The organism is Burkholderia sp. Bp8994, from assembly GCF_003853805.1.
Classification (GTDB): Bacteria; Pseudomonadota; Gammaproteobacteria; order Burkholderiales; family Burkholderiaceae; genus Burkholderia.
Map to the genome: position 1 here is coordinate 193,110 of NZ_QTQH01000003.1, position 19,972 is coordinate 213,081.

At 68.3% G+C, this 19,972-nt stretch carries 21 protein-coding genes and 1 pseudogene; 12 read left to right on the forward strand and 10 right to left on the reverse strand.

What is annotated here, in order from left to right:
- Positions 1-5 precede the first annotated feature (5 nt).
- From DIE04_RS04410 to DIE04_RS04430, 5 genes are all read left to right on the forward strand, one after another.
- Positions 6-836: an ABC transporter permease gene (locus DIE04_RS04410; protein ID WP_124486087.1), complete on the forward strand. Its 831-nt coding sequence runs from the start codon at positions 6-8 to the stop codon at positions 834-836.
- 70 nt (positions 837-906) lie between these two features.
- Entirely contained in the window at positions 907-1,362 is a 456-nt protein-coding gene (locus DIE04_RS04415) for a TIGR00725 family protein (RefSeq protein WP_124486164.1), read from the forward strand.
- 285 nt (positions 1,363-1,647) lie between these two features.
- Entirely contained in the window at positions 1,648-1,842 is a 195-nt protein-coding gene (locus tag DIE04_RS04420) for a YqaE/Pmp3 family membrane protein (protein WP_044848494.1), read from the forward strand.
- A 120-nt stretch (positions 1,843-1,962) separates the two neighbouring features.
- Positions 1,963-3,279: a type II toxin-antitoxin system HipA family toxin gene (locus tag DIE04_RS04425; protein WP_124486088.1), complete on the forward strand. Its 1,317-nt coding sequence runs from the start codon at positions 1,963-1,965 to the stop codon at positions 3,277-3,279.
- A gap of 14 nt (positions 3,280-3,293) precedes the next feature.
- Positions 3,294-3,581: a helix-turn-helix domain-containing protein gene (locus DIE04_RS04430; RefSeq protein ID WP_044848495.1), complete on the forward strand. Its 288-nt coding sequence runs from the start codon at positions 3,294-3,296 to the stop codon at positions 3,579-3,581.
- 105 nt (positions 3,582-3,686) lie between these two features.
- Here DIE04_RS04430 and DIE04_RS04435 read toward each other — a convergent pair whose 3' ends face one another.
- The 3 genes from DIE04_RS04435 to DIE04_RS04445 are packed head-to-tail and all read right to left on the reverse strand — an operon-like array spanning position 3,687 to position 6,296.
- Positions 3,687-3,866 (reverse strand): hypothetical protein, encoded by a 180-nt coding sequence (locus DIE04_RS04435; protein WP_044848496.1) that lies wholly within the window; start codon positions 3,864-3,866, stop codon positions 3,687-3,689.
- Entirely contained in the window at positions 3,838-4,845 is a 1,008-nt protein-coding gene (cydB, locus tag DIE04_RS04440; protein ID WP_124486089.1) for a cytochrome d ubiquinol oxidase subunit II, read from the reverse strand. The genes DIE04_RS04435 and cydB overlap by 29 nt, the downstream gene beginning before the upstream one ends.
- A gap of 29 nt (positions 4,846-4,874) precedes the next feature.
- A complete protein-coding gene (locus tag DIE04_RS04445; RefSeq protein WP_124486090.1) occupies positions 4,875-6,296 on the reverse strand; it encodes a cytochrome ubiquinol oxidase subunit I in 1,422 nt (473 codons plus the stop codon).
- A gap of 547 nt (positions 6,297-6,843) precedes the next feature.
- Between DIE04_RS04445 and ltaE the strand changes: the two genes are divergently transcribed.
- On the forward strand, positions 6,844-7,857 hold the full coding sequence (gene ltaE, locus DIE04_RS04450) for a low-specificity L-threonine aldolase (protein WP_124486091.1): 1,014 nt from the start codon (positions 6,844-6,846) through the stop codon (positions 7,855-7,857).
- A 112-nt stretch (positions 7,858-7,969) separates the two neighbouring features.
- Here ltaE and DIE04_RS04455 read toward each other — a convergent pair whose 3' ends face one another.
- Together DIE04_RS04455 and DIE04_RS04460 are read right to left on the reverse strand one after the other, a co-directional pair.
- A complete protein-coding gene (locus DIE04_RS04455; RefSeq protein WP_044848500.1) occupies positions 7,970-8,182 on the reverse strand; it encodes a DUF1059 domain-containing protein in 213 nt (70 codons plus the stop codon).
- Between the two features lie 159 nt (positions 8,183-8,341).
- Complete coding sequence (locus DIE04_RS04460) at positions 8,342-9,247, reverse strand: HTH-type transcriptional regulator ArgP (protein ID WP_124486092.1); 906 nt, start codon at positions 9,245-9,247, stop codon at positions 8,342-8,344.
- Between the two features lie 234 nt (positions 9,248-9,481).
- Between DIE04_RS04460 and DIE04_RS04465 the strand changes: the two genes are divergently transcribed.
- Both DIE04_RS04465 and DIE04_RS04470 read left to right on the forward strand, forming a co-directional pair.
- Positions 9,482-10,552, forward strand: a complete 1,071-nt coding sequence (locus DIE04_RS04465) for an MBL fold metallo-hydrolase (RefSeq protein ID WP_124486093.1) — start codon at positions 9,482-9,484, stop codon at positions 10,550-10,552.
- A gap of 129 nt (positions 10,553-10,681) precedes the next feature.
- Positions 10,682-11,341: a glutathione S-transferase family protein gene (locus DIE04_RS04470; protein WP_124486094.1), complete on the forward strand. Its 660-nt coding sequence runs from the start codon at positions 10,682-10,684 to the stop codon at positions 11,339-11,341.
- A gap of 136 nt (positions 11,342-11,477) precedes the next feature.
- On the opposite strand, the gene DIE04_RS04475 is transcribed toward DIE04_RS04470, so the two are convergent.
- From DIE04_RS04475 to DIE04_RS04490, 4 genes and pseudogenes are all read right to left on the reverse strand, one after another.
- The gene (locus DIE04_RS04475) at positions 11,478-12,173 is read right to left on the reverse strand and encodes a phosphatase PAP2 family protein (protein WP_044848504.1); all 696 of its coding nucleotides are present in this window, start codon (positions 12,171-12,173) and stop codon (positions 11,478-11,480) included.
- Positions 12,174-12,604: 431 nt separating this feature from the next.
- A pseudogene (locus DIE04_RS30340) lies at positions 12,605-12,771 on the reverse strand (MFS transporter); the annotation flags it as partial.
- A gap of 39 nt (positions 12,772-12,810) precedes the next feature.
- The gene (locus tag DIE04_RS04485) at positions 12,811-13,449 is read right to left on the reverse strand and encodes a 2-hydroxychromene-2-carboxylate isomerase (RefSeq protein ID WP_044848505.1); all 639 of its coding nucleotides are present in this window, start codon (positions 13,447-13,449) and stop codon (positions 12,811-12,813) included.
- A gap of 134 nt (positions 13,450-13,583) precedes the next feature.
- The gene (locus DIE04_RS04490; protein WP_124486095.1) at positions 13,584-14,405 is read right to left on the reverse strand and encodes an IclR family transcriptional regulator; all 822 of its coding nucleotides are present in this window, start codon (positions 14,403-14,405) and stop codon (positions 13,584-13,586) included.
- A 173-nt stretch (positions 14,406-14,578) separates the two neighbouring features.
- Here DIE04_RS04490 and DIE04_RS04495 point away from each other — a divergent pair, with 173 nt between their 5' ends.
- The 4 genes from DIE04_RS04495 (at position 14,579) to DIE04_RS04510 (ending at position 19,382) form a co-directional block, all read left to right on the forward strand.
- Entirely contained in the window at positions 14,579-15,565 is a 987-nt protein-coding gene (locus tag DIE04_RS04495; RefSeq protein ID WP_124486096.1) for a hydroxymethylglutaryl-CoA lyase, read from the forward strand.
- Positions 15,562-16,857: a CaiB/BaiF CoA-transferase family protein gene (locus DIE04_RS04500; RefSeq protein ID WP_124486097.1), complete on the forward strand. Its 1,296-nt coding sequence runs from the start codon at positions 15,562-15,564 to the stop codon at positions 16,855-16,857. The genes DIE04_RS04495 and DIE04_RS04500 overlap by 4 nt, the downstream gene beginning before the upstream one ends.
- A gap of 85 nt (positions 16,858-16,942) precedes the next feature.
- A complete protein-coding gene (locus tag DIE04_RS04505) occupies positions 16,943-18,250 on the forward strand; it encodes an MFS transporter (RefSeq protein WP_124486098.1) in 1,308 nt (435 codons plus the stop codon).
- 1 nt (position 18,251) lies between these two features.
- The gene (locus DIE04_RS04510; protein ID WP_124492197.1) at positions 18,252-19,382 is read left to right on the forward strand and encodes an amidohydrolase; all 1,131 of its coding nucleotides are present in this window, start codon (positions 18,252-18,254) and stop codon (positions 19,380-19,382) included.
- 28 nt (positions 19,383-19,410) lie between these two features.
- On the opposite strand, the gene DIE04_RS04515 is transcribed toward DIE04_RS04510, so the two are convergent.
- The gene (locus tag DIE04_RS04515; RefSeq protein ID WP_044848511.1) at positions 19,411-19,887 is read right to left on the reverse strand and encodes an SRPBCC family protein; all 477 of its coding nucleotides are present in this window, start codon (positions 19,885-19,887) and stop codon (positions 19,411-19,413) included.
- Positions 19,888-19,972 lie beyond the last annotated feature (85 nt).

Below are 19,972 nucleotides of genomic sequence, written 5' to 3' on the forward strand. Positions count from 1 at the left end.
GCGCGATGCGGGTTTCGTCCATGCAGCGCGGCGTCCTGCGCCGCTACGGCGCGGTGCCGGCGGCCGGGCTGTTCGCGGTGTGCTTCGTGCTGCCGCTCGCCGCGCTCGTCGGCGCCGCGTTCGACGGCGGCGGCCGTGCGTTCGCCGCGGTGTTCGGCGATCCGCTCGTCGCCGACGCGATCGTGCGCTCGCTGGCGCTCGCGATCGGCGCCGGCACGCTGTCGGTCGCCGTCGGCGTGCCGGTCGCGTTCGTGCTGGCCGGGCAGTCGCCGGCGCGGCGCCGCTGGTCGCTCGCGCTGCTCGGCGTGCCGCTTGCCTTCTCCGGCCTCGTGATCGCGTACGGCTTCATCCTCGTGTTCGGCCGCGCCGGCTTCGTGACGATGCTGCTGGCGTCGCTCGGCGCGGACCCGACCGTGGTCGGCGGCGCGATCTACACGATGCCGGGGCTCGCGTTCGCCTACGCGTACTACCTGATCCCGCGCGTCGCGCTGATGCTCTACCCGGCGCTCGCGAATCTCGACCGGCGGCCGCTCGAGGCGGCGCTGACGCTCGGCGCCCGGCCGTGGCGCGCGTGGTTCGACGTCGCGTGGCGCGAGCTGTGGCCGTCGATCGCGTCGGCGTGGTGCCTCGTCGGTGCGATCGCGCTCGGCACGTACGGCACGGCGCTCGCGCTGGCCGGCACGCAGGTCAACATCCTGCCGCTGCTGATGTACCTGAAGCTGTCCGACGGACAGACCGATTTCTCGCAGGCCGCCGTACTGTCGATCGTGCTGACGGCGCTTTGCACCTGCGTTCTTGCACTGGGGGAAGGACTTGCACGGCAACGACGTCATTGAATGGTCGGACGACACGCGCGGCGCGCTGGCGCAGCTCGCACAGCGACAGCGCGGCGCACGCCGGCACCGGATGCCGGTCGGCGTGATCGGGCCGCGCGACGCGACCGACGCGCAGCTCGCCGTCGCCGAGCGGATCGCGCACGCGATCGCGGCGACGGGCATCGCGATCGTCGGCGGCGGCAAGCAGGGCGTGATGGAGGCGGCCGCGCGCGGCGCGCGGGCCGCAGGCGGATGCGCGATCGGGCTGCTGCCCGAGGACGATGCGCGGGACGCGAATCCGTACCTGTCGGTCGTGCTGCCGACCGGGCTCGGCATCACGCGCAACGCGCTGATCGCTCGCGCGTCGCTGTGCCTGATCGCGGTCGGCGGCGGCCTCGGCACGCTGTCCGAAATCGCGCTGGGGCTGCAATGGGGCAAGCCGGTGTTCGCGATCTGCGACGCGCCGCAGGTGGCGGGTGTCGAGCGTTTCGACGAAGCGGATCCGCTCGTCGCGCAGGTTGCGCGATGGCTGTCCGGTTCGGCGTAGGTCGGCATCCCGGCTGACGGGAACACGCGGACGCGCGTGCGGATCGGCATGCGGCACATGTTCCGGGCGCGGCGCAGTACCTTCTCCAGCGATTCCGATACGGCTCTCGCGCGATGCGAGGGCCGTTTTTTTTTGCGGCCGGCGGGTGAAGAAGGCGGGGCGGTGCGGACGTTCCGGCGCGGGGCGTCGGCTGCGTGCCGGGCGCGCGCCGGCTTGAAATGGGGTGCGTGACGCGCCATATTGGCCGCGTACGCTGTTCTTCAACGATGCGAAAAAGGAAATCCGATGCGTCTGCTGCTTGCCCTCTTGCTGCCGTGGTTCCAGTTTTTCACGATCGGCCGCCCGATCGCCGGCGTGATCTGCCTGATCCTGCAGCTCACGATCATCGGCTGGCTGCCGGCCGCGATCTGGTCGGTGTATGCGCTGAGCCAGTACAAGACCGATCGCAAGATCGAGGCGGCGCTGCGCGAGCGGCGGTAAGCGGCGGCAGTTTCCCTCGACCGCTGCTTCCGGAGTTCAAGGGGCTCGATTCCTATTTCGGTAGAAATTTATATAATTCAGCTACGATGAACAGCATGATTTGTATAGATTTCTGCTGAAATGAACGCTTCCTGCACGATCCAGCTCCACGCCGATGGTATTTGGCACGACATCGGCGTCGTCACCCTTTTCGGCGAGCCTGACGAGGGCTGGCGCAGTCGTGCCTGTACGGGTTACGACGTCGAATGGATCGTTCGACATCAATTCGCCCGCGATGCGCACGCGATGGCATGCGGTTTTCCGGTCGATCTCGAGCCACTGGTGACGCCCCATTGGCCGACTTTCCTGATCGATTTGCTGCCGCAAGGCTTCGGCCGTCAGGAGTTGTTGCGCCGCCTCGATCTGCCGGAAACAGCCGAGGAGCGTGCCGACTGGCCGTTGCTGCTCGCGGGAGCCGGTAACTCGATCGGCAATCTGCGGATCAAGGAAGCCGCGCAGTGGCTCGCCGAGCGCCAGGGGCCGCGGCAAGGATTTACCGACGATGACGTTGTCGCACGCGGAGACGCATTCAGCGAATACCTTGCCGAACATGGATTCTTCGTCGCGGGCTCCTCGGGTGTGCAGGGCGAGTGGCCGAAGCTGCTGCTGACCCGTGCCGACGACGGACTGCTCTATCTCGATCACACGCTGCCCGATGCGCGCGCGGTCGCGCACTACATCGTCAAGTTCGGACGTGGCACGAACGAGCGTCTTGCACAAATCCTTCGTCACGAAGCGCCCTACATGGCATTGGCCCAGCGTCTTGGATTGCGCGTGCATGCGCCGCTGACGCTGCGCGATCGGTCGCTATTCATTCCGCGGTTCGATCGCGCGCGCGTTGGTGGCAGCGTTGTCCGGTTCGCTCAGGAAAGTATTGCGTCGCTGACCGGAAAAGCCGGCTTCGGCGTCGTGCCGAGTCACGACGAGGTGTGCGGGCATCTCGTGCGCCGATGCACGGATCCTCAAGCCGAGGTGGCCGAGTATCTGTGCCGCGACGTCGCGAATCTCGCGTTGGGGAACAAAGACAATCATGCACGGAACTCGGCATTGCAACGCGACTTCGATGGACGCGTTGCGTTGACGCCGCTTTACGACTTCGCACCGATGTATCTGCACCCCGACGGCATCGCACGGCGCATCCGCTGGGAAGGAAATGACGGTGGTCAGCCAGACTGGGCGCGGGTACTCGATGCGGTCGTCCGGTCGAGCGAGCCGCAGGCGGGGGAGGCGCATGCCGCGCTGGATCGCGACGCATTGCGGGCACGGCTGCACGCAATGGCGCCGCGCTTGCAGGAGATCGCCGATCGGGGTGTCGATCTCGGACTGGAGCACGATGTGCATGCTTTCCTGAAACCGGGCATCGAGCGGCTCGCCCGCGAACTGGATGCACTGCGCTAGGCGAGGGCGACACGATGGACAAACGCTATAACGCGATGTCGCTTCCCGATCAGCTCGCGTTGCGCCGGCAAGCGATCGAGGACGTTCTCGCGCATCCCGAGTGGTCGCTGCGCGAATCCGTGCGTCATCTGAAGCAGACGATGCGGCTGACGAGCGCCGAAATGGCGAAGCTCGCCGGTGTGTCGACAAAGACGATTCAGGATATCGAGCAGGGCCGCAGCGACGGGACGGTTCAGACGATGAACCGCATATTCGGCATGCTGGGATTGAAGCTCGGCGTCGTGCGGCGGGCGCCGCAATAACGCACGCGGAGGAAGAGGCAGCGGATCACGCATCCATCGGGCGATCGATGCGCGCCGCGCCCGGGCCGCGCGCGTGACGCGATCGCCCGGCCGGCGCGCTGCCTTTTACTTCACCGCGAACAGCGTCAGGTTCATGAAGATCTTGAACGCATAGCCGAGCGTGACGGCGCCGAGCACGCCGCCCGCCCACAGGACGACGAACCACATCCAGCCGCGCATCCGCGGCCGCGGCGCGTCGGGCCGGCGGGCGGCGGGATCAGTGGTGGTAGTAATGCTGGTCTTCATGGCGCACCTTGCCTCGGAATACCCAGTAACCCATCGTCGTGTAGGCGATGATGATCGGGAGGATAACCGCTGCGCCGACCAGCGTGAAGGTCTGGCTCGACCGCGGCGCCGCCGCTTCCCAGATCGTCATCGTCTGAGGAATCGCATACGGGAACATCGTGACGAGCAGGCCGACGTAGCCGAGCAGCACGAGTGCCAGCGCGAGCACGAACGGCGTCATGTCGTGCCGGTTGCGTACCGCGCGACGCATCCACACCGCGCACCCGGCGACCAGGAACGGCACCGGCAGCAGGCGCCAGAACAGCCCCGAATCGAACCAGCGCTGCGCGACCGCCGGATCCTGCAGCGGCGTCCACAGGCTGACGACCGCGATGAAGCCGAGCAGCACGACGGTCAGCGGCCACACGACGCGATGCAGGCGCCGCTGCAGGTCGCCTTCCGTCTTCGCGACGAGCCAGCAGCAGCCGAGCAGCGCGTACGTGACGATCAACCCGAGGCCCGTCAGCAGGCTGAACGGCGTGAGCCAGTCGAACGCGCCGCCGGCGTACACGCCGTCCTTCACGTCGATGCCCTGCAGGAACGCGCCGAGCGCGATCCCCTGGAACAGCGTCGCGCCGGCCGAGCCGCCGATGAACGCGAGATCCCACAGCTGCTTCGTGCGCCGCGCCTTCGCGCGGATCTCGAACGACACGCCGCGGAAGATCAGACACACCAGCATGAAGATCAGCGGCAGGTACAGCGCCGACAGCACCGTCGAATAGACGATCGGGAACACCGCGAACAGCCCGGCGCCGCCGAGCACGAGCCACGTCTCGTTGCCGTCCCACACGGGCGCGACGGTGTTCATCATCAGGTCGCGTTCCTTCTCGTCCGGGAAGAACGGGAAGACGATGCCGATGCCGAGGTCGAAGCCGTCGAGCACGACGTACATGAAGAGCCCCAATGCGATGATCGCGGCCCAGATTACGGTGACGTCCATAGGTTTTCTCGTTTGCGAAAGTGGGGGGCTCAGACGGTCTCGATCAGCTCGTCGACGGCCGACATCGGGCGGCGCGCGGTGTGATCGGGGCGCGTGTCGGGCTCGCCGTGCCGCGCGTCGTGCTTGACGTCGGGCAGCGCGGGGCCGGCCTTCATCAGCTTCAGCATGTAGTACACGCCGGTGCCGAACACGAGGAAGTAGACGATCACGAACGTCATCATCGACAGGCTGACCTGCTGCACCGACAGCGGCGACACGGCCTGCGCGGTGCGCATCACGCCATACACGACCCACGGCTGGCGGCCCGCTTCGGTCGTCACCCAGCCCGCGAGCAGCGACACGAAGCCGGTCGGGCCCATCACGAGCGCGAGGCGCTGGAACCACTTCGATTCATACAGGCTGCCGCGGCGGCGCAGCAGCCACGCGAGCGCGGCGAGGCCGATCATCGCGAAGCCGAGGCCGACCATGATCCGGAAGCTCCAGAACACGACCGTCGAGTTCGGACGATCCTCGGGGCGGAATTCCTTCAGTCCGCGGATCTCGCCGTCCCAGCTGTGCGTGAGGATCAGGCTGCCGAGGTGCGGCACCTGGACCGCGTAGCGGGTCGTTTCGGCCTTCATGTCCGGAATGCCGAACAGGTTGAGCGCCGTGCCGCCCTTTTCGGTTTCCCACAGCCCTTCGATCGCGGCGATCTTCGCGGGCTGGTGCTTCAGCGTGTTGATGCCGTGCTGGTCGCCGATCACGGCCTGCAGCGGCGCGAGCACCAGCAGCAGCCACAGCGCCATCGAGAACATCTTCTTCACGCCCTTGTCGCGGCGGCCCTTCAGCAGGTGCCACGCGCCCGTCGCCGCCACCACCAGCGCGGCGACGATGAACGCGGCGATCGCCATGTGGAACAGGCGGTACGGGAACGACGGGTTGAAGACGATCGCGAACCAGTCGGTCGGCACGATGCGGCCGTCGACGATCTCGAAACCCTGCGGCGTCTGCATCCAGCTGTTCGACGCGAGGATCCAGAACGTCGAGATCAGCGTGCCGATCGCGACCATCAGCGTCGCGCCGAAGTGCGCGCGCGGGCTGACGCGGTTCCAGCCGAACAGCATGATGCCGAGGAAGCCGGCTTCGAGGAAGAACGCCGTCATCACCTCGTACATCAGCAGCGGGCCGGTGACCGAGCCGGCGAAGCTCGAGAAGCCCGACCAGTTGGTGCCGAACTGATAGCTCATCACGACGCCGGAAACCACGCCCATCCCGAACGCGACCGCGAAGATCTTCGACCAGAACAGGCAGAGTGTCTTGTAGTACGGCTTGCCGGTCTTCAGCCAGCGATATTCGAGCACGGCGATGAAGCTGGCGAGGCCGATGCTCAGCGCCGGGAAGACGATGTGAAAGGAGACGGTGAACGCGAATTGCAGGCGGGCCAGATCGAGGGCCGAAAATGCGGTGTCCATACCAGTTGACCGAGGCTTGACGATACCCGCCGGCGGGGTGCCGGCGGACCCCGGCCGGAGGGGGCATCGGGGTTGGCTGGAGTATGTGCCGCGATGTTGCGCCGCGAAATGCGCCAACTCGTCGCAGATGTCCAGCCCGGCGCGCGCGGTTTCGAGATAAATCGTTGATTCGTATCAAGATCGCGGCGCGCGCCGCAGGCGGTCGTGGCGTGGCGGTCTGCCGCACGTGCGGCAATATGGCGCGTCGCATCACGGGAACGATGCGGCGTGCGCGAAGGTGCCGCGCGTTGGCACGCGCGGCCTATGCCGATGCCGATGCCTATGCCGGGTGTCCGGCCGCCGCCGCGTTGTTGACGATGCCGCGCCGGCGTGGACTGCGTCGCGTCGTGCCGGTTGTATCCGGATCGTGCACCGGCGGCGCCCGGTCACGTGGCTTTCGCCCGGCGCGAAGCATCGGCAAGCGCTGCGCGAATTGCGTACACTCTGAGTCTCGTTTCGGCAGGGCCGGGCGCATCGGTACCGGTCCGCGTTCACTCAGGGCACGAAGATGATCGATTTACGCAGCGATACCGTGACACGTCCGAGCCAGGCGATGCTGGCCGCGATGACTGCCGCCGAAGTCGGCGACGATGTATGGGGCGACGACCCGACCGTGCTGCGCCTGCAGGCGGTCGCGGCCGAGCGGGCCGGCAAGGAAGCCGGCCTGTTCTTCCCGAGCGGCACGCAGAGCAACCTCGCCGCGCTGATGGCCCATTGCGAACGCGGCGACGAATACATCGTCGGCCAGCTCGCGCACACCTACAAGTACGAAGGCGGCGGCGCGGCCGTGCTCGGCAGCATCCAGCCGCAGCCGATCGAGAACGCGCCCGACGGCACGCTGCCGCTCGCGAAGATCGCCGCGGCGATCAAGCCGCTCGACAATCACTTCGCCCGCACGCGCCTGCTCGCGCTCGAAAACACGATCGGCGGCCAGGTGTTGCCGGACGGCTATGTGCAGGAAGCCGTCGCGCTCGCGCGCAGCCGCGGGCTGGCCACGCACCTCGACGGCGCGCGCGCGTGCAATGCGGCCGTCGCGTCGGGCCGTCCGATCGCGGAACTGTGCGCGCCGTTCGATACCGTGTCGATCTGCTTCTCGAAAGGGCTCGGCGCGCCGGTCGGTTCGGTGCTGGTCGGCAATCGTGCGCTCGTCGAGCGCGCGCAGCGCTGGCGCAAGGTGCTGGGCGGCGGAATGCGGCAGTCGGGCATTCTCGCGGCGGCCTGCCTGTATGCGCTCGACCACAATGTCGAGCGGCTGGCCGACGATCACGCGAACGCCGCGCATCTCGCGGCAGGCCTCGCGCGCATCGAGCCGGTGAAGGTGCTGTCGCATGCGACGAACATGGTGTTCGCGCAATTCCCCGAAGCCGATTGCGCGCCGCTCGAGGCATGGCTCAAGGCGCGCGGGATCCTCACGCAGATGCTGTACGCGTCGCGCTTCGTCACGCACTGCGACGTGTCGCGCGCGGACATCGATACCTTCATCGATGCGGTCGGCGCGTATTTCGCGCAGCGGCGTACGTAAAGCCGAGTGCGCCGGCCGGCGGGGGCGCCGGCGCGTCGTGGCGCGAAGCAGGAGCAAGGAAGCGACGGGGGCGGCGATGCAGCCCGTCTGTCGATATCTGGCGTGCCGGCGGTTACGCTTGCCGGAGCATGTCGGCGGGCGGCGTGCCGTCGCGGAACAGTGTTTTCAGTTGCGTGCGCAGTTCGGCGCTGTCGGTGTGCTGGTGCACCGAGACCGCGTGTTGCACGGCGGCCTCCAGCAGTTCGTCGTCGGAGTCGGCGGAAATTGCGACCGAGCAATTCATCGCGCTGGGAAACTCGCGGCAATCGATATAGCGGCGGGGCATGATGTTCTCCTCACGGAAAAGGGAACGGCCGGATGTGCGTGATCGGCCGCGCGGCGCGTTCGCGGGGCCGATGGAAAAAGTATAGGCGGCGCGGCGGCGTTTCTCTTGGCCACGCATGCCGCGCGACGTGCCGCGCCGGCGGTGTCGATCACCCGTTCGTCACGGCAGCGGCGCGAGCAACCGGCGCGCCGCTTCGACCACCCGTGCGGACAGCGACGCCATCGTCGGCGATTGCACGGTCCATGCGTGCCAGTACAGCGTGATGTCGGTCGGATGCAGCGGCGCGAGATCGACGAGCCCCTGCGCGTCGAGCGGTGTGCCGCCGAGCAGCGGCTCCGGCACCATCGCGTAGCCGAGCCCGTGCCGCACCGCCGCGAAATGCGCGTGCGTGCCCGGCACGTAGTGGCACGGATACGCGCCTTCGGGCAACCCGAACTTCTCCTTCAGGAACGAGGACTGCAGCGTGTCGCGCCGCGAATACGCGACGACCGGCGCATGGCGCGCGCCCGTGCGGTTCAGGCCGCGCGGAAACCAGCGCAGCGCGAACGCGGCGGCCGCGAGCAGCCGGTAGCGCATCGTGCCGAGCGGCGTCGCGACGCAGCCGCGCATCGGCTTCGGCTCGGTCGTCACGCAGCCGACGGCCATCCCGCTTTCGAGCAGCGCGAACGTGTGGTCCTGGTCCTCGACGATCAGCTCGAACAGGATGCGCTCGCCCGCGAGCACCGACGTCAATGCGGGCAGGAACCAGGTGCCGAGGCTGTCGGAGTTCAGCGCGATCGTGACCGAGATCGGCGATTCGCGCTCGGTCGCGAGCGTGCTTTGCAGGTCGGCCTGCAGCAGCGCGACGCGGCGCAGGTGCTGCAGCACGCGCTGCCCGGCCGCCGTCGGCCGGCACGGCCGCGTGCGCAGCACGAGCGGCGCGCCGAGGCTCGCCTCCAGCGCGCGGACCCGCTGCGTGACGGCGGACGCGGTCACGTGCAGGCGCACGGCGGCCTGCTCGAAGCTGCCGGTATCGGCGACGGCCAGCAGCGCGGCGGCTTGCTTCGGATCGATCGTCAGAGACATGTCGACGCAATTCTTGTGAACGTAAGACGAGAACAGGCGGTAGTGTAAGGCAGCACGCGCGACGGACCGGATGCGGCGTGACGTCTCGCCGCGTGCAACGACGCCGGTGGCGCGCGTGTTTTGAACTACGCTGTATGAACGTGTGCGTCGCGAGCCGGCGCCACACGCGGTGCGGGTTGCACGACCCGCACCCTTCACCCGACCGACACGCCCAGCCGACGGAGCGACTTCGCGATGATCTTCCGGCAACTCTTCGACCCGCAATCGTCGACCTACACGTACCTGCTCGCCGACCGCCCATCGCGCGAAGCGTTGCTGATCGACCCGGTGTTCGAGCAGGTGCGCCGCGATGCGGCGCTGCTCGACGAGCTCGGGCTGCGGCTCGTCGCGACCGTCGATACGCACGTGCACGCCGATCACGTGACGGGTGCGTGGCTGCTGAAGCAGCGCACCGGCAGCGCGATCGCGATTTCGGCCGCGAGCGGCGCGCAGGGCGCCGACCGCTACCTGAACGACGGCGATCGCTGCGCATTCGGCCCGCGCTACCTGACCGTGCGCGCGACGCCGGGCCACACGAGCGGCTGCATCAGCCTCGTGCTCGACGATGAATCGATGGCGTTTACCGGCGACTGCCTGCTGATTCGCGGCACCGGCCGTACCGACTTCCAGCAGGGTGACCCGCGCGCGCTGTATCGCGCGGTGCACGGCCGGCTTTTCACGCTGCCGGCCGCATGCCTGCTGTATCCCGCGCACGACTATCGCGGGCTCACGGTCACGAGCGTCGGCGAGGAGCGGCGTTTCAATCCGCGCCTCGGCGGCGATCTCAGCGAGGACGATTTCGCGGGCTACATGCGCAACCTCGGGCTCGCGCATCCGCGCCAGATCGACGTCGCGGTGCCCGCGAACCTGCAGTGCGGACTCGCCGCGAATGCGCCCGACGTGCAGGCGGCGCCCGACTGGGCGCCGCTCGTCTATACGTTCGCCGGATTCTGGGAAATCGATCCGCAGTGGCTCGAGGATCACCTGCCGGCGGTGCAGGTCGTCGACGTGCGCGAGCCGGACGAATTCACCGGCCCGCTCGGCCACCTGCCGGGCGCGACGCCGATTCCGCTCGGCGAACTGGCCGCGCGCACCGGCGAACTCGCGCGCGACCGGCCGATCGTGACCGTGTGCCGCGCGGGCGGCCGCTCCGCGCAGGCGACCGTGATCCTGCTGAAGGCCGGCTTCGATGCCGTCGCGAACCTCGGCGGCGGGATGCTGCGCTGGCGCGGCGAAGGCCGCGTCGTGATGGATGGCCGGTCGTAGCGGCGCGATGCCGCGCAACGGAAAAAAAATGTTCGGCCCGGTGTCGATTCGGCCCGGCGCCGTTCGTCGTCAAGGTATCCGATCACGTGGCGCCGCATGACGCGGCGCCGAAACCCCGAGAGACCCGCGATGACGCCGACGCTTTACGCCCATCCCTTTTCGTCCTATTGCCAGAAGGTGCTGACCGCGCTGTACGAGAACGGCACGCCGTTCGACTATCGCGTGCTCGCGCACGACGATCCGAAGCCGATGCAGGAACTGGCCGCGCTGTGGCCGCTGAAGCGCTTCCCGGTGCTCGTCGACGCGGGCCGTACCGTGATCGAGGCGACGATCATCGTCGAGTATCTCGATCTCTACCACCCGGGCCCCGCGCGGCTGGTGCCCGACGACCGGCGCGCGGCGCTGGAAGTGCGGATGATGGATCGTTTCTTCGACAACTATGTCGCGACCCCGCAGCAGAAGGTCGTGTTCGATGCGTTGCGGCCGGAACACGAGCGCGATGCGCGGGGTGTCGCCGATGCGCGCGCGATGCTCGAAACGTCGTACGCATGGCTGGATCGCACGATGGCCGATCGCGAATGGGCGGCCGGCGACCGCTTCAGCCTCGCCGACTGCGGCGCGGCACCGTTCCTGTTCTACGCGGACTGGACGCACCGGATCGATCCGTCGTTCGCGAACGTGATCGCATATCGCCGGCGGCTGCTTGCGCGGCCGTCGTTCGCGCGTGCGGTCGACGAAGCGCGGCCGTATCGCTCGTTCTTCCCGCTCGGGGCGCCCGACCGCGACTGACGTGCGCGGCCGCCGTCGCCGCGGCGGCGACGATCCGGACGGCGGCGCGCGCCGGGCGCGATGCCGCCGCGCAGGGCCGGCAGCGTGTGCCCGGGCGTCGTGTCGACAGCAGCGGATGCATGGCGGCGCCGTCCCGTTACATCGCCGTATGCTTGACCGACTGCGCAAGCGTCAGCAGTTCGTCGAACTGCGTGATCAGCTCGAAGCACAGCAGGAACGCGAGCGTATAGGCCGGCGCGGGGAAGCGCCGGATCGCCTCCAGCACCTGCGGCGCGAAGCGCGATCGAATCGCATCGCGCGTCAGCAGCCACGCGAGCGCGATGCCGATCGCGGCACCGGCGATCAGGTCGGTGGGGTAGTGATAGCCGAGATACGCGCGCGGCACGCAGATGAACACGACCGCGTACAGCAGCGAGAACACGCCGGCGCGTCGCGCGATGATGAAGATGCCCGTCGCGATCGCCATCCACAGCATCGCGTGATCGCTCGGAAACGAACTCCAGGCCTGCAGCGTGGCCGCACGCAATTCCTCGGACGGGAAGTGCAGGTGCAGGTCGGGGTTGTAGATCGGCCGCACGCGGAACGGCAGGACTTTCGCGAGCAACCGGCCGAACGCGAGCGCGACGAGCCCGCTCGCGACCGTCGCGATGACCAGCTCGCGTTGCCGTTCGCGCTGCGGTCCCGGCTGGAACCACAGCCAGCACAGCACGGGGATCAGGACGAAGCCCTTGAACGTATAGAGGCCGGCGATCACGCGGATCGCATGATTCATCAGCGGTCCGAACGTAATGTGGGTGAGGAAGATCTGGATCGTGGTGTCGAAATTGTTCATGTTCTGCGACCCCGGCGGACACGCAGCACAGGACATGCGACCGGCAGGGATCAGGAAGCGCGCTCGCACCGGAGCGCAATGGGGGGCAAGTATGTCACCGGTAATTTCGAAGAAAATGGGAAAAAATACCGGGAATCCCCTGAGAAAACCTACTTTGCCGATGGGGCCGGATTCGGGAGGGCCGTGCGGTGCGGCCGTGAGAAATGATCCGATGATTGCGCGCGTGCGCCGGGCGCGGGCGAAAAAATAATCGGTTGAACTGCGCAATCCGGCGACGCGTTCCGAGTATTGCATCGGATGAACGAATGCCGGCTGTCTCTCGCACGAATCGGCCGTGCCGCGCGGGGCCGCACAGCACCGATCGAAAATAAAAGAAAAGGCGGGCAAGCCCTGCGGACCCGCCTGCCGTGCAATCGCACTGCCGAAAATCGACGGCGCCACGTGCGCACGGCCAGTGCCGGTGGCGACGTTGTCGGCGCCGGCGCGATCACCGCATGCCGGTCAAGTTGCGCGAGCAACGAACCGCCGAGCGCGGCGCCGCTCGTCATCCCGATGAACATGCCGAGAACAGCACCGCGTCGAGGCGGCTGCGCGTCGAACGACGCGACACGTGAGCCGCCAGCGCCGAGGCGCGCCGTCAGCCGCGCCGGATGCCTTCGGGCAGCGCGCTGATGCGGCGCACTTCGGGCGAGTCGAGCCACGCGCGGGACGTCGCGCAATCGACGAACATGTCGGTCGCATCGTCGCCCCAGAACAGGTCGCCATCGAGTTCGAAGGTCGGCACGCCGAACACGCTATGCGCGATCGCCTGATCGGTGTTCGCGCGCAGCGCGTCCTTCACCGCTTGCGCGTCGACGGCCGTCACGCCTTCCGGAAAGCCCACCGCCTCGCACAGCGCGGCGAAACCCTCTGGCGTCGATACGTCCTGGCCGTCGCGCCAGATGTGCCGGAAGATCCGCCGGATCGCATCGGGCGTGTTGCCCATCGCGATCGCGAGACGCAGCGGCCGGATCGGGTTGAACGGATGCGCGGGCGGCATCCGGAATGGAATGCCGAGCTTGTCCGCGCGGTACTGCGCGTGGCGATAGGTGAAGATGCGCTTTGCCGCGATCTCGGCCGGCGCTTTCTGGCCCCAGTGCGTGAGCACGGCGCCGAGCACGATCGGTTTCGGCTCGTAGGCGGCAGCCGGCGGCAACTCGTCGAACCGTTCCTGCTGCAGGTAGGCGAACGGCGAGACGAAATCGAAATACCAGGTGGCGGTGCGCGGGGCGTTCATCGTGGGGTTCCCTTGTGCGTGTCCGGACGGCAGTGGCATGTGCCGCGCCGGCGGGCGGCGCGCTGCATGCGGCAGCGGCCAGTGTCGCATGCGGCCGGCGTTTGCGCTGCCGCGTCGCCGGACGCGCGTGCCGGCTAGGGCTGCGCGGGTTCGTCCGCGGCCGCGGTGAAGCGCGCGAGACTGTCGCGCACGGCCTGCGCGTCGTAGCGCGCGCCGGCGCCACCGAGCGCGACGGTCGCCTTCTGCGCGAGCGGCAACAGCAGCGCGAGCGCCGCGGCCATCGCCGGCGCGGCGGCCAGCCGCGATTTCGGCCCGGACACCGTGAGCGCGCCGACGCAATCGCCGGCCGCGCCGAACACCGGCACGGACGCCGAAGCCGTCTCCGGGTCGCGCTCGCCGTACGACGCGGCCCACAACTGTTCGCGTATGTCGTTCCAGCGCGCATCGTGCGGGTCGGTGAACGCGAGCAGCACCTTCCCGGACGCTCCCTGGTGAACCGGAAACTCCTCGCCGACCCGGATCGACACGCGCACCGTGCGCGTGGGTTCGACACGATAGAGCACCGAGCGCATCTCGCCGTGGCGCACGTAGAACGACGCCGTTTCGCCGAGTTCGCGGCTCAGCGTCTCGAGCAGCGGCTCGACGACCGGGCCGACCCGGAACGAACGCTGGTACAGCGCGGCGAGCCGCAGCGGCTCGTGTCCGACCGCGTACTGGCCGTCGTCGAGCTTGCGCATGAAGCCGCCGTGCTCGAGCGCGGCGAGCAGGCGCAGGATCGTGCTCTTGTACAGCCCGGTGCGGCGCGACAGTTCCGCGAGCGACAGCCGGTCGTCGGTTTGCCCGAAGGCATGGAGGATCGCGAACGCGCGATCGAGGACGGCGACGCCGCTGGAGGCGTCGGCCGACGAGTCGGGGGCGGTGCCGGTGGGTTCTGCGGGGAGCGAGGTCGGAGGCACGGCTTGCAGGTCCTTGGGTGACGGTCGATCCACTATATCGTTCTGCCTGATAGAACACAAGTTCCAGAAAATCGCAATTTCACGGGTATACCCCGCTTACAGCCGATTCGACGTGCCTCTAAAGTTCCGTCAAACAGAACGATGTTCTTTTAGATAGAACTATGAGGTGTCGAATGAGCGTTTCCGGGTATCCAGAGGTGCTGGTCAGCGAGGTCGGGCCGCGAGACGGCCTGCAGAGCATCAAGGCCGTGATGCAGACGGCCGACAAGCGGCGCTGGATCACCGCACTCGCCGCGGCCGGCCTGCGCGAGATCGAGGTCGGGTCGTTCGTGCCCGCGCGGCTGTTGCCGCAGATGGCCGACGTGCGGGAAGTCGTCGCGCATGCGCTGGCGATTCCCGGGCTGCACGTCGCCGCGCTCGCGCCGAACCTGCGCGGCGCCGAAAGCGCGTTCGAGGCGGGCGTCCACAAGCTGACGTTGCCGGTCTCGGTGACCGAGGCGCACTCGCTGGCGAACATCCGCAAGACGCCGGCGCAGATGATCGACGAGGTGCGCGCGATCGTCGCGCTGCGCGACGCGCGGTTTCCGTCGGTGCAGATCGAGGCCGGCGTGTCGGTCGCGTTCGGCTGCACGATCGCCGGCGCTGTCTCCGACGACGAGACGATCGCGATGGCGGTCGCGATGGCCGAATGCGGGGTCGACGAGATCGGTCTGTCCGATACGAGCGGCTATGCGAATCCGGTGCAGGTGCGCCGGCTGTTCACGCGCCTGCAACGCGAAGTCGGCGACAAGGCGGGCGGCGCGCACTTCCACAACACCCGGGGGCAGGGGCTCGCCAACGTCGTCGCGGCGCTCGACGCTGGCGTGACGACGATCGACGCGAGCCAGGGCGGTCTTGGCGGCTGCCCGTATGCACCGGGCGCGACCGGCAACATCGTCACGGAGGATCTCGTGTTCCTGCTGGAGTCGATGGGGATCGACACGGGCATCGACGCCGATGCGCTGCTCGCCGCGCGCGCAATCCTGCACGCGGCGCTGCCTGCCGAGCCGCTGTACGGCCACGTGCCGGACGCGGGGCTGCCGAAGGGATTCCGTTACGCGGACGGCCGTGCGCCGTCGGCGGCCCAGCCGGAAGGTTGCCTGACGGGAGTCGCGCAATGAACGATCGCCAACCGGCTGCGGCGCTGCCGTACGAAGGCGTGCGCGTGATCGAGATGACGCACATGGTGATGGGCCCGACCTGCGGCATGCTGCTCGCCGATCTCGGCGCGGAAGTCATCAAGATCGAACCGATCGCGGGCGACAGCACGCGTGCGCTGCGCGGTTCCGGCGCGGGCTTCTTCGGGATGTTCAACCGCAACAAGAAGAGCCTCGCGGTCGACGTGAAGGATCCGCGCGGGCTCGAGATCGTGCGGCGGCTCGTCGCGACGGCGGACGTGTTCAGCGAGAACTTCAAGAGCGGCACGATGGATCGGCTCGGGCTCGGCCATGCCGCGTTGTCCGCGCTGAATCCGCGCCTGGTGTACGTGTCGCACAAGGGTTTCCTGCCGGGGCCGTACGAACATCGCACCGCGCTCGACGAAGTGGTGCAGATGATGGGCGGTCTCGCGTACATGACGGGCCCCGAAGGCCGGCCGTTGCGTGCGGGCTCGAGCGTGAACGACATCATGGGCGGGATGTTCGGCGCGATCGGCGCGATGGCCGCGCTCGCGCAGCGCGAACGCACCGGCCGCGGCCAGCAGGTGCAGAGTTCGCTGTTCGAGAACAACGTGTTCCTCGTCGCGCAGCACATGATGCAGTTCGCGGTGACGGGGCAGGCCGCGTCGCCGATGCCGAGCCGCATTTCCGCGTGGGCGGTCTATGACGTGTTTTCGGTGAAGGATGGCGAGCAGATCTTTCTCGCGGTCGTATCGGACACGCAATGGGCGCTGTTCTGCGATGCATTCGGCCTTGCCGCGCTGAAGGACGATGCGCGTCTTGCAACCAACAACTTGCGCGTGCAGGCCCGCGAGTGGCTGCTGCCCGAACTGCGTGCGCGGCTCGCCGCGCATTCGGCCGCGGAGATCGGCGCGATCTTCGAATCGATCGGCCTGCCGTATGCGCCGATCACGAAGCCGCAGGACCTGTTCGACGATCCGCATCTGCTCGCGACGGGCGGGCTCGAAGCCGTGACGCTGCCGGCCGACGCGAGCAGCGCCGGCCGGCCGGTCGACACGCGCACCGCGCTGCTGCCGCTCACGCTCGCGGGCGAGCGCCTGCGGCTGCGCGCAGCGCCGCCCGCGCTCGGTCAGGACACGTGCGCGTTGCTCGGCGAGCTCGGCTATACGCCGGACGAGGCCCGGGCGCTGATCGCTGCCGGCGTCGTCGCCGGGTCGCACGGACATGGTGCGGACGTCCAACCGCCGGGCGTGGCGGCCGATGTGCCTTCGGCGAACGAAGTGGCGAGCGCGTAGCGCCGCCGCGATCCATCGAACGAACAACAGGCGTCGTGCCCGTGCGATCGCGCGGGCGAGGAGCGCCGTATCCACGGAGACAACCATGACATCCGCTTCCCCGGCGCTGGCCGCCGATCGCGAAACCGACGCGTCGATCGAGCAACGGGCCGTGCGCAAGGCCGCGTGGCGTTTCATTCCGCTGCTCGCGCTCGCGTACTTCTTCAACTACCTCGACCGCACGAGCGTCGGGTTCGCGGCGCTGACCATGAACCGCGATCTCGGCTTGACCGCGACGCAGTTCGGCTGGGGCGCGGGGATCATGTTCGCGGGCTACTGCGTGTTCGAGGTGCCGAGCAATCTCGCGCTGTACCGCTTCGGCGCGCGGCGCTGGCTCGCGCGCATCATGATCACGTGGGGGCTGATGGCGGCGGCGACCGCGCTCGCGACCGGGCCGACGAGTTTCTATGCGATCCGGCTGCTGCTCGGCATCGGCGAAGCGGGCTTCTTTCCGGGCGTGATCTTTTTCCTCGCGGTGTGGTTTCCGGCGAGTTACCGCACGCGGGTGCTGGCGTGGTTCACCGTGTCGACACCGCTGTCGTCGCTGATCGGCGGCCCGTTGTCGACGTGGCTGCTGCAGCTCGACGGCGTGCTCGGCCTTGCGGGCTGGAAGTGGATGTTCATCGTCGAAGGGCTGCCCGCGTGCGCGCTCGGCTTTCTCGTGCTGAAGCTGCTGTCCGATTCGCCCGCGGATGCCGCGTGGCTGTCGAGCGACGAGCGTGCCGCGCTGCAGCGCGCGTTCGAGCGCGAAGGCGCGGCCGCCGGCCGCAAGAAGCACTTCGGCGTCGCGCTGCGCGACGTGCGCGTGTACGTGCTCGCGCTGATCTCGTTCGGCTTCACGATGGGTTCTTACGGGATCGGCATCTGGTTGCCGCAGATGCTCAAGGCACACGGCATGTCGACGATGCAGACGGGCTGGCTTTCCGCTGTGCCGTACTTCTTCGCGACCATCGCGCTGCTGTGGTGGGCGAAGCGGGTGGACCGGCGCGGCGGCCCGGTCGCGAACCTGGCGATCGGGCTGGCCATCGGCGCGGTGGCGCTCGGCGTGTCGACCCACTTCCTGACGCTCGGGCCCGCACTCGTCGGCATCACGCTCGCGCTGATCGGCACGATTGCCGGTCGCACGATCTTCTATACGCTGCCTTCACGCTTCCTGTCCGGCCAGGCGGCGGCCGGCGGGCTCGCGCTGATCAATTCGATCGGCGCGCTCGGCGGATTCGCGGGCCCTTATCTCGTCGGCTACCTGAAGGACGGCTTCGGCACCTTCACGGCCGGGATGCTCGGCCTCGCGATCGTGCTGGCGATCACGACGCTGCTCACGCTGTCGCTGTACGCATTCGACCGGAGCGAATGACATGGACGCGACCATTTCGATCAAACGACGCCGGTTGCTCGGTGCGGCCGCCGCATCGCTCGCGCTCCCTGCATGGGCCGATACGCGCGCGCCGGCTGAAAACGGACCCTCCCGCATGACGACCCAAGGCAACTATCTCGCGGTGCGAAGCGACTGGCTCGCATCTGCGCTCGAACCCGCACTCGATCCGGATCTGCCGATCGTCGATGCGCATCATCACTTCTACGAGCGGCCGGGCTGGATCTACATGCTCGACGACTATCTGCAGGACGCGCGATCCGGCCACAACGTCCAGGCATCCGTCTACATGCAGGCGCTGACGCGCTATCGCGACGCGGGCCCGGCCGAACTGAAGCCGGTCGGCGAGACGGCCTACGTCGCCGGCGTGACGGAGCCGCTGCAACGCAGCGGCCCGGCCGTCGCGAAAGGCATCGTCGGGCACGCGGACCTGCGGCTCGGCGAGCGCGTGCGCGACGTGCTCGAAGCGCATGTCGACGCGGGGCGCGGACGCTTTCGCGGCGTTCGACACCTGAGTACCTGGGATGCCGATCCGACGCTCGCCAATCCGCTGTCGGCGGTGCCGCGCGGGCTGTTGCTCGACCCCGCGTACCGGGCTGGCGTCGCGCAGCTCGCGCCGCTCGGACTGTCGTACGACGCGTGGCTGTTCTTTCCTCAATTGCCCGAGCTGTTCGATCTGGCGAAGGCGAACCCCGACACGCGGATCGTCGTCAATCACTGCGGCGGCGTCGTGCGGATCGCGAGCTACGTGGACCAGCGGCCGGAAGTCTTCCAGCGCTGGTCGGCATCGATGCGCGAACTCGCGCGGCTGCCGAACGTATTCGTGAAGGTCGGTGGCCTCGGCATGCGGATCAACGGGTTCGATTTCGAGAAGGGCGCGCGGCCGCCGTCGTCCGAACAGCTCGCCGCCGCGTGGAAGCCGTGGATGCTCACGTGCATCGAGGCGTTCGGCGCGAAGCGCTGCATGTTCGAGAGCAATTTTCCGGTCGACAAGGGCTCGTATTCGTACGTGAACGGCTGGAACGCGTTCAAGCGGCTGACCGCACACGCGAGCCCGGACGAGCGCGATGCGCTGTTCCGCGGGACCGTCTCGCACGCGTACCGGCTCGGTTGACGCATACCGAGCACGTCGCGTCGCGCTGCTAGCCCGTCTCGACCAGCGCCGCCAGCCGGGCGAGCGCCATGCGCCAGCCGGTCTCGTTGTCGGCTGCCGGCACGCCGGGCGGCACACCGTCGTGCACCGCGTCGACGCGTGTGCCGCCAGCTTCGTCGGACAGCGTGATCGTGATCGTCATCGCGCCGCGCAGCATCGGATCGTCGGTTTCGAACACGTCGATTTCGACGATCCGTTCGTCGGGCACGAGCGTCACGAAGCGGCCGTGATAGGTGTCGGTGTGCGCGGTGGTCTTGCCGGTGCCGTCCGACGGTTCGTCGTAGCTCAGCGACACGCGCAGCGCGCCGCCTTCGCGCGCGTCGTAGGCGAGCACGCGGCACGTCATCCCGTCCGGCACCTTCCATTGTTCGACGGCGTGCGGATCGAGCAGCGCGCGGTAGACGCGCCCGCGCGGTGCGTTCAGGTGCCGGCTGACCCGGGTCGAATGCGTGTGCATCTGCAGCATGTGGCCTCCCGCGGAGCGCGCGCGACGGTGCACGCCGGATGCCGGCGTGTCGTCACGCTTCATTCAGGAATCCTAGGCGCGCGCG